At 60.9% G+C, this 11,655-nt stretch carries 10 protein-coding genes; all 10 read right to left on the reverse strand.

The genetic code is table 11. From position 1 onward, the window contains the following. Positions 1 to 20: 20 nt before the first annotated feature. The 10 genes from pseC to rfbF are packed head-to-tail and all read right to left on the reverse strand — an operon-like array spanning position 21 to position 11,467. On the reverse strand, positions 21 to 1,178 hold the full coding sequence (gene pseC / locus AACY49_RS00710) for a UDP-4-amino-4,6-dideoxy-N-acetyl-beta-L-altrosamine transaminase (RefSeq protein ID WP_339521367.1): 1,158 nt from the start codon (positions 1,176 to 1,178) through the stop codon (positions 21 to 23). Then, on the reverse strand, positions 1,175 to 2,176 hold the full coding sequence (gene pseB, locus AACY49_RS00715; protein WP_339521368.1) for a UDP-N-acetylglucosamine 4,6-dehydratase (inverting): 1,002 nt from the start codon (positions 2,174 to 2,176) through the stop codon (positions 1,175 to 1,177). The genes pseC and pseB overlap by 4 nt, the downstream gene beginning before the upstream one ends. A gap of 30 nt (positions 2,177 to 2,206) precedes the next feature. After that, the gene (locus AACY49_RS00720; protein WP_258696976.1) at positions 2,207 to 5,125 is read right to left on the reverse strand and encodes a glycosyltransferase family 2 protein; all 2,919 of its coding nucleotides are present in this window, start codon (positions 5,123 to 5,125) and stop codon (positions 2,207 to 2,209) included. Between the two features lie 55 nt (positions 5,126 to 5,180). Next, the gene (locus tag AACY49_RS00725; RefSeq protein WP_258696977.1) at positions 5,181 to 5,918 is read right to left on the reverse strand and encodes a cephalosporin hydroxylase family protein; all 738 of its coding nucleotides are present in this window, start codon (positions 5,916 to 5,918) and stop codon (positions 5,181 to 5,183) included. A 17-nt stretch (positions 5,919 to 5,935) separates the two neighbouring features. Continuing rightward, complete coding sequence (locus AACY49_RS00730) at positions 5,936 to 7,006, reverse strand: class I SAM-dependent methyltransferase (protein ID WP_339521369.1); 1,071 nt, start codon at positions 7,004 to 7,006, stop codon at positions 5,936 to 5,938. Next, positions 6,996 to 7,853: an NAD-dependent epimerase/dehydratase family protein gene (locus AACY49_RS00735; protein WP_339521370.1), complete on the reverse strand. Its 858-nt coding sequence runs from the start codon at positions 7,851 to 7,853 to the stop codon at positions 6,996 to 6,998. Before AACY49_RS00735 ends, AACY49_RS00730 begins: the two co-directional genes overlap by 11 nt. Further along, the gene (locus tag AACY49_RS00740) at positions 7,850 to 9,076 is read right to left on the reverse strand and encodes a class I SAM-dependent methyltransferase (protein ID WP_339521371.1); all 1,227 of its coding nucleotides are present in this window, start codon (positions 9,074 to 9,076) and stop codon (positions 7,850 to 7,852) included. The genes AACY49_RS00735 and AACY49_RS00740 overlap by 4 nt, the downstream gene beginning before the upstream one ends. Further along, complete coding sequence (locus AACY49_RS00745; RefSeq protein WP_339521372.1) at positions 9,073 to 9,633, reverse strand: dTDP-4-dehydrorhamnose 3,5-epimerase family protein; 561 nt, start codon at positions 9,631 to 9,633, stop codon at positions 9,073 to 9,075. The genes AACY49_RS00740 and AACY49_RS00745 overlap by 4 nt, the downstream gene beginning before the upstream one ends. Beyond that, entirely contained in the window at positions 9,630 to 10,712 is a 1,083-nt protein-coding gene (gene rfbG / locus AACY49_RS00750; RefSeq protein ID WP_339521373.1) for a CDP-glucose 4,6-dehydratase, read from the reverse strand. Before rfbG ends, AACY49_RS00745 begins: the two co-directional genes overlap by 4 nt. After that, the gene (gene rfbF / locus AACY49_RS00755) at positions 10,694 to 11,467 is read right to left on the reverse strand and encodes a glucose-1-phosphate cytidylyltransferase (protein ID WP_258696983.1); all 774 of its coding nucleotides are present in this window, start codon (positions 11,465 to 11,467) and stop codon (positions 10,694 to 10,696) included. Before rfbF ends, rfbG begins: the two co-directional genes overlap by 19 nt. Positions 11,468 to 11,655 lie beyond the last annotated feature (188 nt).

Here is an 11,655-nt window from a genome sequence, read left to right on the forward strand (position 1 = left end):
TCAGCGGCCCATGGCAGCATTTATTCGGTCAGCCGTCGCAGTTGCTCGACCACATAGTCCTGTTGTTCATCGCTCAGCAGAGGAAACAGCGGCAGGCTGATGGCCTCGGCGTAATAACGTTCGGCCTCTGGGAAATCCCCCTCGGCAAAGCCCAGGTCGCGATAGTACGGCTGCAAGTGCAGTGGAATATAGTGCAGGTTCACACCCACCCCTGCCGCTCGCAAGCCTTCGAACACCTGTCGATGGCTGAGGGTGATCCGCTCCGGCTGCAAGCGCACCACGTACAGATGCCACGCCGACTCGGCTTCAGGCTGCGCACTGGGCAAGGTCAGCGGCAAGTACGCCAGCAACCGGTCATAACGCGCCGCCAGTTCGCGACGACGCTCGATGAAACCATCGAGCTTGTTCAACTGCGACAGGCCGAGGGCCGCCTGCAGGTCGGTGATGCGGTAATTGAAGCCCAGTTCCACTTGCTGGTAGTACCAGGGACCGTGGCTGGGTTCGCTCATCTGCTCGGGGTCACGGGTCATGCCGTGGCTGCGCAGGCGCTGCAAGCGCTCGGCCAGTTCCGGGCGATTGGTCAGCACCATGCCGCCTTCGGCACTGGTGATGATCTTCACCGGGTGGAAACTGAACACGGTCATTGCCGCAAATTCGCCGCAACCCACCGGGCGCCCGGCATAGGACGCACCGACCGCGTGGGAGGCATCTTCGATCACCGTGAAACCATAGCGCTCGGCCAGTTCGGCGATCATGCGCATATCGCAGCTCTGCCCGGAGAACGCCACCGCCACCAGCACTTTCGGCAGCTTGCCGTCGCGTTCGGCGATTTCAAGCTTCGACGCCAAGGTGTAGGCGTCGAGGTTCCAGGTCAGCGGATCGATGTCGACAAAATCGACGTCGGCGCCGCAGTAGCGACCGCAGTTGGCCGAGGCCAGAAAGGTGTTCGGCGTGGTCCATAACCGATCGCCCGGCCCCAGGCCCGCGGCGAGACAGGCAATGTGCAACGCCGCCGTGGCATTGCACACCGCTACCGCGAAATCGGCCTGGCAACGCTCGGCCATGGCCTGTTCGAAACGCTCGATGGTCGGCCCTTGAGTCAGCCAGTCGGACTGCAACACGGCGACCACCGCATCGATGTCCGCCTGATCGAGGCTTTGCCGACCGTAGGGAATCATGCCGACAGCTCCGCGTGCAGGTCAGCGATCTGGCCCACCGACAGGAAGTGCGGGTTGGTGTCGGAGCGGTACTCGAAGTCTTCGCTCACCGGCTGGCCCTGCTCGCCCAGTTTGTCGACGGCAAAATCCACGTCGACGCTGGTGAAACGGATCGACGGCTGAATGGTGTAGTGATCATCGAATTCCAGGGTCATGCGCGCGTCGTCCAGCGGCACCATCAGTTCATGGAGTTTTTCCCCCGGACGAATGCCGACGTGTTTGTGCGGCAAATGTTCAGCCATGCCCAGCGCCAGATCGACGACGCGAATCGACGGGATCTTCGGCACAAACACTTCACCGCCGTGCATGCGGGCGAAGCTGTCGAGCACAAACTTCACACCGTGATCCAGGGTGATCCAGAAACGCGTCATGCGCTCATCGGTGATCGGCAGCTCTTTGGCGCCCTCGGCAATCAGCTTGCTGAAGAACGGCACCACCGACCCCCGCGAGCCGGCGACGTTGCCATAGCGCACCACGGCAAAGCGGGTTTGCTGTTCGCCGGCAATATTGTTGGCGGCCACGAACAGTTTGTCCGACAGCAGCTTGGTCGCGCCATACAGGTTGATCGGGCTGGCGGCCTTGTCGGTGGACAGCGCGACGACTTTTTTCACACCATTGTCGATGGCGGCGGCAATGATGTTTTCCGCGCCGTTGACGTTGGTGCGGATGCATTCGGTGGGGTTGTATTCCGCCGCCGGCACTTGCTTCAGGGCCGCGGCATGCACCACGTAATCGATACCACGCATGGCCTGACGCAAACGGTCGGCGTCGCGCACATCACCGATGAAGTACCGCATGCACGGTGCGTTGAACGTTTGTTGCATCTCGTACTGCTTGAGCTCATCGCGGGAAAACACCACCACCCGCTTGGGCTGGTATTGCTCCAGCAACCGGCGGATGAAATTACGCCCGAACGAGCCGGTGCCGCCAGAGATGAAAATCGATTTACCGTTGAACATGCCTTGAGTCCTTCTACCTGTCAGCCAGGCTTATGCGAGCAGCTGCGCCCAGTTCACCGGGGTACTTTCACCCAGGGCAAAACCCTTGCCGGTCAGCGCCAGATTGGCGTTGTAGGCCTGGTCCTGCGCGAAGGCAGCGGTCCATTTTTCACGCAGGGCGTCGAGCACCTCTGGAGCCTGCGCCACCACGCCCGGGTGAATGACCTGAACCATCGGCGTCCACACGGTGAGGTAACCCGCCTGACCAGCCTTGAGGCACAGATCGACGTCACTCAAGCCGTCTGCAAATGTCTCGTCATCCAGGCCACCCAGGGCGTCGAACAGCTCTTTGCGCACCATCAGACACACCTGCGACACTGCCGAGTAGTTCTGCTCCAGCACCAATCGCTGCAGATAGCTGTTGCTGGCGTCATACCGATCACCGATAAAGGCCGACCCCACGCCGCCATTCATCCCCAGAATCAAACCGGCTTGCGTGACCTTGCCTTCGCGATCGACGAGCTTGGCGCCGACAATGCCCACTTCAGGACGCTGGGCATGGTTGAGCAGTGACTCGATCCAGTTCGGATTGACCACTTCACCGCCCGCAGCCAGCAGCACCAGGTATTCACCCCGCGCTTGCTGACTGGCGGCGTTGTACAACGCCACATTGCTCAGCGTTCGGTCGGCATACAGCACACGTACTTTGGCGTTCTGCAGCGTGCCCAGCCAATCATTGAGCTCGGCCGACTGAGTCGGATTTGCCGCGATCAGCACTTCGTAGTGGGTGTAGCGGGTACGCAGCAACACGCCTTGCAAGCACTGTCGCAGCAGGGCCAAGTCGTCCCCGGCCGGGATGATGATCGAGACCAGCGGACGCTCAGTGTGACGGTAGTCGATCTGATAGGTGCCAGGGGTCGCTGAGGTGATTTTGGCCTTGTAGCCACGGTTGCCCAGATGACGCAGCAACGCCAGGCGTTCATGGGCATTCTCTTCCCGCACCGGTGCCTGAGTGATCAGCAATGGCTCGTCGAGGTGGGCCAGACCGCTCAGGCCACCCGCCTCGATGATGCGCAGCAGCAGGTCGAACTCCAGGGCCTTGCTGAAGTCAGGCTGGTAACCACCGGCCTCAATCAACACATCGCGACGGATCAACCAGTGCCGCGCCATCAAGGCCGGCAGGCTTTGCAGCAGGTCAGGATTGAAGCCCGGACGGAACACATCCACCAGTGCGCCATTGTCGGTACGCTGGATTTCGTCGGTGGCCACGGCGCGACAGTCGTCGGCAGACAACAGCTCCAGACTGGCACGTAACAGACCGCCCGCGGTGAACTCATCACCCGCCTCGGCCAGCAACAGCCAGTCACATGGCGACTGACGGGCGCTCTGGTTCAGCTTGTCGACAAAGCTGCCTGGCGTGACTCGGACAAAGTGCAGCGTGTTCTGTGCCGTGGTCGCCGCCGGCGCTTCGCCGGTAGTGAAGACTACGACCTTGAACGCCTTGCTGTGGCCTTCAAGCAGGCTATCGAGAGTGACCTGCAATTTCTCGACGTTGTTATCCAGGTCCAGCAAAAGGATGCCGAACTGTGGGCCACCATCATTGGCTGCCAAGTGCCGGGCAATCGACTCAGCCTGTTCGGTGTCAGGTTGACGGGACTCCAGCCACTTGAGCAGGCGCCCCGAGCGCATGGTGTCGAACGTTGGGTGATGATCCACGACCGACAACGCATCAAGGCGCCCGCTCCAGTCCCGCATCGACTGCGCCTCTTCGTCTTCGCCCAACACCTCCAGTTGCGCCGCCAGCCGCTTGACCACCGTTCGGTTGAATCCATTGGCGTCGTAGGCCTGCCACAAACGGTCGACCACACTTTCCGGCGTGTCGTTGTTGCGCGGGCTCAGCAAGTGTTCCTGACGAGTCCACACGCCTTCAAGCTGTTCTAACTGAAGACGCCCGGCCGGCATCGCGTGAAGCATGAATTCGAACTGAGTCAACTGATCGAAAAATGCCTGATTGTAGAACGGCATTTCGACGTACTGCTGTGGCCCGAAACGACGATCAGGTGCCTTGAGGGCGTTGTTCCAGATGGACTGGAAAATCAGCTCCGCGGTTAGGGCGCGTCCGGTTTGCAGGCTGTCGATCATGGCGTCGAAACTTTCCATGACGAAGGCTTTGCCCTGCACCGGGTCGAGGCCCTTGATCCCGGTTGGCAACGAGGCCAGGAACTCGGCAAAGGCGTCACGCTCGGCCACCGATTTGGCATCGGTGTAGGTCAACGAGTGATACACCTCGGTGTTGTGCTCGGAGTTGCCGTAGTTGATCTCACGCACCACATAAGCAGTCGGCAGGATCCGCGCCTTGGCGCACGCCAGCATGTAGTACACATGACCGATTTCCTGCCACTGGAAACTGGTGCCCGGCGGCAACAACGAATACCAGGATTTCATCAGCGAGGTACGGGTCACGGCGTAAAACGGCGGCAGGTACTGGCCCATGTACTCGACCACGCGATCCTGAGGACGCTCGGAGGAATAGTCCTCGCACACCTTCTTGTCGCGGCGGTAGTAGCTCACGCTGCCAGCGAGGGTCAGGTACATCAGGCAATAGCCATGGCACATCCCGTAGTCGCGGTTTGCTTCCAGGAAGTCCACCGACTCGGCCACCGCCTCATGCACGATGAAGTCATCGTCGGCTGCCAGCACCATGTACGGGGTGGTCACTTGCTCCACGCCATAGGCGATTTTGGCCTGGAAGCCACTGTAGGCAAACTGCGGCACGTGTCGGTATTCGACGTCGGGGATCTCGCCCTTGAAATGCTCGGTGGCGGAATCGAGCACCAGCACTTTGCAAGGCAAGTCGCCGTAATACTTCATCGCCCTGCGCAAAAAAGCCGGACGGTTGTGGGAAATCAACACCACCGTCAGCAACTCATTGAGTGGCAACGTGTGCTCAGAAACGGACTTGCCTTGCATAACCTCTCCCACAACCGGCGAATCGCCTGGTTAACGCTTTAATGATGTGCCGAAATCAACGAACGCGACGCAGGTAGCCGTCCGGAGCAACGGTGAGCAGCAGTTTGTTCTGCATCTGCTGGTCGATCTCGAAGTCCTTGTTTTCTTCCAGGTACTTCCACACCGCAGTTTTCGGGTTATCACCCGGGCCCCACGGACGATCCGGGAAGAAATCGGCCGGCATGTCTTCGACCACGGTGTCCATGACCACGCAGTAGCTGTCCACCGAAACCAGTGGTGCGTACAGGCGCAGCTCTTCGAGCACGTGATCGTGGGTGTGGTTGGAGTCCAGTACCAGAATGACTTTCTTGCCTTCGGCAATGGCACGTACTTGCGCGGCAATCGCAGGATCGATGCTCGAGCCTTCGATCATCGAAATGCGCTTGCTCATCGGGTGGCTTTCGATGGCTTCACGGTTGTGCGGACGAATGTCGAGATCGATGCCCAGCACTTCACCGTGGCCTTGCAGCTCCAGCAACGAGGCGTAGTAGATGATCGAACCGCCGTGGGCGATACCGCATTCGATCACCAGGTCCGGTTTGACCTGCCAGATGATTTCCTGCATCGCCATCATGTCTTGGGGCAGCTGGATGATCGGACGGCCCATCCACGAGAAGTGGTAGCTGTACTTGTGTTTGGCCGATTCGTTGAAGAAATCCCGGGCCAGGCCGGTGAGTTTCTGGTTGTCACCCTGCTGGGCGATCTGTTCCTGGCACTCGGCTTCGAAGGCTTTATTGATGCTGTTGTCGGTCATTTTCATAATCTCAATAGTCACTGGAACGAAGCGCTGTCGACGGCGTGATAGACGTAGCGTCCACCGGTCATCCGCTTGATTTCTTCGAGGTAGTTGGAGTTCATCACAAACAGGTTGGCGCCTTCGGGCAAGGCATCCATGGCCTCTTGCGGCGAAGACACCCGCACGCCACTCAGGGGCAGATATCGGCCCTGTTTGGCCGGATTGATGTCCACCACACGATCTACCGCCACGCCCGCTCGTTGCAGGAACAGCGAATAGATCACGCCTTTGGACGACGCCCCCCAGATCGCCGAACCTTGCTCCGGGTTTGCCTGAATGATCTGCACCGCGCGCTCGAGGCTGCGGGTGAAGTTGTCGGGCAGGTCCAGGCGTGGCACCGGTTGTTCCGGGGTCAGGCGCAAGGTCGCCAGGTCGGCGACGATGTACAGGTATTGGCCACCGAACAGGTGACCGGCCTCATGCACGGTGCCGAACATCCGGCGCAGGTCATCGAGGCGGAAATAATTGACGTGCTCATAGAACAGATCGAACCAGGCACGGTGCTCGAGGATCCAGTCAAAGCACGGCACTTCGATGTAGATCTGCCCGCCCTGATTGGCGTCGGCCATTTCGGCGAGGAAATTCACCGGGGCCTGGATATGTTCCAGCACATGCCGCAGCACGATGGCGTCCGCCGACAGACCCAGGCCGCGAGTGAACGGCGCCTTGATCACGTCGGCGTTGTCGCCCTCGTAGGCCGGGTCGATGCCGGTGATGGCGTAGCCCAGGCCTTTTAGCAGTTCAAGAAAGTAGCCTTTGCCGCAACCGACTTCGATCAGTTCCTGGCCCTTGAAGTGACGGGCAATGATCCCTTCGACATCGCTCAGGTGCTGCTGGAACTGGCCGGAATGCGCCTGCTCGTTCTGATAGTCGGCGTCGTAGCTGAGCTTGTCGGCGTCGAAGGCCTGATTGAAGATCAGCCCGCTCGTCTCGTCTTGCACCAACACCATGTCGGCGCAGGCCGAAGCTTTCGCCGATTGCGCGTCGGCAAAGGTACGGTTCTGCAACACCGGCAGGTCGGCGACCCGATACAACTCATGCCTCATACTCTGCTCCCAGTAGCTGTTGCAAGCGGTCCGCCACGCCCCAGAACGCCATCGGCTCATGGGTCGGGTATGGGTAATGGCCCAGGTTCAAACGGATCGACGCGCCGCGCTCACGCAGCCGCTGCTCGACTAGCGCTCTGACCGATATCGGCTGGCCGCTGGAGCAATTGATCACACCGTCGAATTCGCACTGTTGCAGGATCGCGGCGAGGTAATGGGCGGCCGTGTCGATCGCCAGGTAATCGCGCAACTGCTCACCGGCCGACATGTTGAAGCTGTCGTCCCCGGCCTCGATCGCCCGGTCCAGCGCCGCCAGTAAACTGTTGGGGTTTTGCCCGGCGCCGTGCAGGTAAAACAGCCGCGCCCATTGCAGGGTGAAGGGCTGTTGGCGCTGCAGGTTTTCGAGGAACAGACGCAAGGTGTTCTTGGCCAGCCCATAAGGGTTACTTGGCTGTGCCTCGGTCTGCTCACTGAGCGGCCCGCTCTGCAGGCCGTATTCGAAACAGGTGCCGGTGACCAACACTTGCGACACGCCCGCCTCGACCGCACCTTTGATGAACCGGTAATCAGCCATCAGGTTGTGCTCGAAGTGAAACAGCGCCTGATAATTCGGCAACCCCGGCCAGGCGAGATGTGCCAAGGCATCGACGCCATCGGTCAGCGTGGCAATGTCCAGGTCGGCGGCATGAATATCCGCCGCGATGAATTCCACCTCATTGATCCACGGCAAACCCGCAGCAGTCTCGGCATTGCGCGCCACGGCGCGAACGTCGCAACCCCGGGCGAGCAATGCCGCGACCAGATGCCGGCCGACGAATCCGGTAGCGCCGGTGACCAGCACCTTCACAGGACGGTCAACTCGGGAACGGCAATCACGAAGCGGCCACCCCACTCACGCACCTGAGCCAGTTGCTGACTGACTTCGTGTAACAGGTTCCATGGCAGTACCAGGATGTAGTCCGGCTTTTCCAGATCGATCTGTGCCGGTGAAACGATCGGAATGCGGCTGCCCGGCAGGTACTTGCCCTGCTTGTGCGGGTTGGCATCAGCGACCCAAGCCAACAGATCCGGTTTGACCCCTGCGTAATTGAGCAATGTGTTGCCCTTGGCCGCCGCGCCATAACCGACCACGCGCTTGCCGTCGGCCTTGGCCTGCAACAGGAAGCGCAGCAGCTCGTGCTTGATGCGTTCGGCCGCTGACGCCAGGGTCGCGTAGTACTCGGGGGTTTTCACACCCGCCGCAAGTTCGGCCTGCAACTGCTGCTGAACGGCTGGCCGCACCTCACGGCGAACACCGTCGGCACACTGGACGAACACCCGCAACGAACCGCCATGGGTCGACAGCTGGCTGACGTCAAACACTTCCAGGCCATTACGCTCGCACAAGGTTTGCACAGCGGTCAGGGACAGGTAGGAATAGTGCTCGTGATACAGCGTGTCGAACTGCTGCCCGGCCATCAGCGTCAACAGTTGCGGAAACTCGAACGTCGCCACACCGGTCGGCTGGAGCAAGGTGGCGAAACCACCGAGGAAATCATTGATGTCCGGGACGTGGGCCAACACGTTGTTGGCTGCCATCAGGTCGGCAGCCCAGCCTTCGTTTTTCAGCTGCGCAGCGGTGTCGCGACCGAAGAACAGCTCGCGAATCTCCAGGCCTTTTCCCCGCGCCGCTTGCGCGGTGCTGCGGGTCGGCTCAACGCCCAGACAAGGGATGCCGCGCCCGGCGACGTACTGCAACAGGTAACCGTCGTTGGCGGCGATTTCCACCACACGGCTGTCGGCGGTCAGGCCGAAGCGCTCGACCATCTCCGTCACATAGCGCTCGGCATGGGCCAGCCAGGTGCTGGAGAACGAACTGAAATAGGCATACTCGGCGTCGAACAGGCTGTCGGCGCTGGTGTAATCCTCGGTCTGCACCAGCCAGCATTGCTGGCACACCGCAACCTTCAGTGGCACCCATTGCTCGGCTTGTTCCAGGCGATCGGCGTGCACATAGGCGTTGGATGGCGGCGAGGTGCCGAGATCGATCAGCGGCAAGGCCAGAGGAGTACCGCAACCACGACAGTTCATAGACGCACTCCAGCGAAGTGTTCATCGAGCAAGGGATGGCTGGAATCCCTGGCCGACAGATTATTGACAGGCAACGGCCAGGCAATCGCCAGCCGTGGATCGTTCACCGACAACCCACCCTCATGCGCAGGCGTGTAATCGGCGCTGTGCTGGTAGAGCAATTCGGCGTCGTCGGTAAGGGTCTGGAAACCATGGGCGAACCCGGCCGGGATCAACAGGCTGCGACCGTCACCGGCCCGCAGGTGTTCGGCGTGCCAGTGCAGGAACGTCTCGGAGTCGGGGCGCAAGTCCACCGCCACATCCCAGACCTCGCCGCGCAAGCAGGTAATCAGCTTGGCTTCCGGCGCATTGGAATTCTGATAATGCAGCCCCCGCACACTGCCCCGCTCACGGGTGCAGGAGTGGTTGATCTGGCGGATATGAAACGGCTGGCCGAAAGCGCTCAGGCTGCCTTCGCAGAACAGCCGGGCGAAGTGCCCGCGATCGTCTTCAAAGCGTTTGTGCTGCACGCTGAACAGACCGGCCAGCGGCAAGGCTTTCAACAGAAATTCGCTCACAACGCGCCTCGGTACAGGTTCAACTGGCCCAGGGTGACTTCACGCATGTCATCGCCGTTCTGCCACGCCAGGTGCCAATTGAGGGTCTGGGTCAGGCACTGCTGCAACGACCAGCGCGGTTGCCAGGCCAACAGTTGACGGGCGCGACTGCTGTCCAGACGCAGCAGGCCGGCCTCATGAAGATCACTCGGTTCGATACGCAATCCGCGTGCTTGCGGCCAGCGGTTGGCGAGCAACTCGACCACTTCGCCGACGCTGCACATGTCTGCTTCGCTCGGACCGAAGTTCCACGCGCCGGCAAACTCCGGGCCTTGTTCGTAGAGACCGGCAGCCAGTTGCAGATAGCCGGCCAGCGGCTCCAGGGCGTGCTGCCATGGGCGCACGGCCTGCGGGTAGCGCAGGGTCACTGGCTGGTCGGCCGACCAGGCCTTGAGCACATCGGGAATAAGGCGCTCAGGCGCGAAGTCACCGCCACCCAGCACGTTGCCGGCACGGGCCGTGGCCAGGGCCAGACCGTGCTCGGCGTAACGCTCGGCCGGGAAGAACGACGCCGCATAAGACTGCGCCAACAATTCGCAGCAAGCCTTGCTACTGCTGTAAGGATCGTGGCCGCCGAGGGCTTCGTTTTCGCGGTAGGGCCACAGCCATTCCTTGTTGGCGTAGACCTTGTCGGTCGTCACCAAAACACAGGCGCGCACGCCGCCGACCTGGCGGATCGCTTCGAGCAGATTGAGCGTGCCCATGACGTTACTGGAATAGGTGCCGAGCGGGTCGCGATAGCCTTCGCGCACCAGCGGTTGGGCCGCCAGGTGCAGGACGATTTCCGGCTGCACGTCGGCGATCAATTCCAGCAAGGCGCCGAGGTCACGCAGGTCGCCGCGCTGATCGTTGATGCCTTCGTGCACCCGGGCCAGTTCGAACAGGCTCGGCTCGGTCGACGGATCGAGCGAAAATCCGCTGACCTCGGCACCGAGGCTTTGCAGCCACAACGTCAGCCAGCTGCCCTTGAAACCGGTGTGGCCGGTCAGCAGGACGCGCTTGCCGCGCCAGAATTCCGGGCTCAGTCCCATTGCTTCCATGGGGCCTCCCCGCTCTGCCACAACGCTTCAAGGTGATTTTTGTCGCGCAGGGTATCCATCGGGTGCCAGAAACCTTCGTGCTGGAAGGCCTGCAACTGATCCTCGGTGGCCAGGGCCGCCAGCGGCTCGGCTTCCCAGGAGGTTTGATCGTCAGCAATGTACGGCAAGACCTTGGGTGACAGGACGAAGAAGCCGCCATTGATCCAGCCACCGTCGCCCCGGGGTTTTTCGGTGAAACCCAATACCTTGTCGCCATCACGTTCCAGTGCGCCGTAACGTCCCGGTGGCTGCACCGCCGTCACGGTAGCGAGCTTGCCGTGGGTCAGGTGGAAGTCCACCAGGGCGCCGATATTGAGGTCCGAAACACCGTCGCCGTAGGTGAAGCAGAAGGCCTGCTCACCTTCCAGATAACGGGCAGCACGGCGCAGGCGGCCACCCGTCATGGTGTCATCGCCCGTATCGACCAGCGTGACGCGCCACGGCTCACTGTAGTTCTGGTGAACGTCCATACGGTTATTGCACATGTCGAAGGTGACGTCGGAGGTGTGCAGGAAGTAGTTGGCGAAGAAGTCCTTGATCGCATAGCCCTTGTAGCCAAGGCAGATCACGAAATCGTGGATTCCGTGCGCGGAGTACTGCTTCATGATGTGCCAGAGAATTGGCTTGCCGCCAATCTCGATCATCGGCTTGGGCTTGAGGTGCGACTCTTCGCTGATTCGCGTGCCCAGGCCACCCGCCAAAATAACTGCCTTCATCGTCTCCCCTCTTGTTCGTCACAGGGCTCAGCCAAGCTGTATCAAGCTTTTGCAGGCCTTCTGGATAAAACGCTCAACGCCGTTGTGTGCACTGCCCGCTACGCTGCAAGTGCTCGTTTTATGGCGATATAAAGGGGGACTTGCAGGAAACGCGCCAGCTCCATGAACCCGGAAGACGCCCAGTGAAG

Source organism: Pseudomonas sp. EL_65y_Pfl2_R96 (assembly GCF_963970905.1).
Lineage (GTDB): Bacteria > Pseudomonadota > Gammaproteobacteria > Pseudomonadales > Pseudomonadaceae > Aquipseudomonas.

What these genes read in the sequence shown, in the direction of transcription:
- AACY49_RS00725 (WP_258696977.1), bottom strand. Translation starts at nt 5,918, where the DNA reads ATGACCGACAACAGCATCAATAAAGCCTTCGAAGCCGAGTGCCAGGAA.
- AACY49_RS00730 (WP_339521369.1), bottom strand. Translation starts at nt 7,006, where the DNA reads ATGAGGCATGAGTTGTATCGGGTCGCCGACCTGCCGGTGTTGCAGAAC.
- AACY49_RS00720 (WP_258696976.1), bottom strand. Translation starts at nt 5,125, where the DNA reads ATGCAAGGCAAGTCCGTTTCTGAGCACACGTTGCCACTCAATGAGTTG.
- rfbF (WP_258696983.1), bottom strand. Translation starts at nt 11,467, where the DNA reads ATGAAGGCAGTTATTTTGGCGGGTGGCCTGGGCACGCGAATCAGCGAA.
- AACY49_RS00740 (WP_339521371.1), bottom strand. Translation starts at nt 9,076, where the DNA reads ATGAACTGTCGTGGTTGCGGTACTCCTCTGGCCTTGCCGCTGATCGAT.
- pseC (WP_339521367.1), bottom strand. Translation starts at nt 1,178, where the DNA reads ATGATTCCCTACGGTCGGCAAAGCCTCGATCAGGCGGACATCGATGCG.
- pseB (WP_339521368.1), bottom strand. Translation starts at nt 2,176, where the DNA reads ATGTTCAACGGTAAATCGATTTTCATCTCTGGCGGCACCGGCTCGTTC.
- rfbG (WP_339521373.1), bottom strand. Translation starts at nt 10,712, where the DNA reads ATGGAAGCAATGGGACTGAGCCCGGAATTCTGGCGCGGCAAGCGCGTC.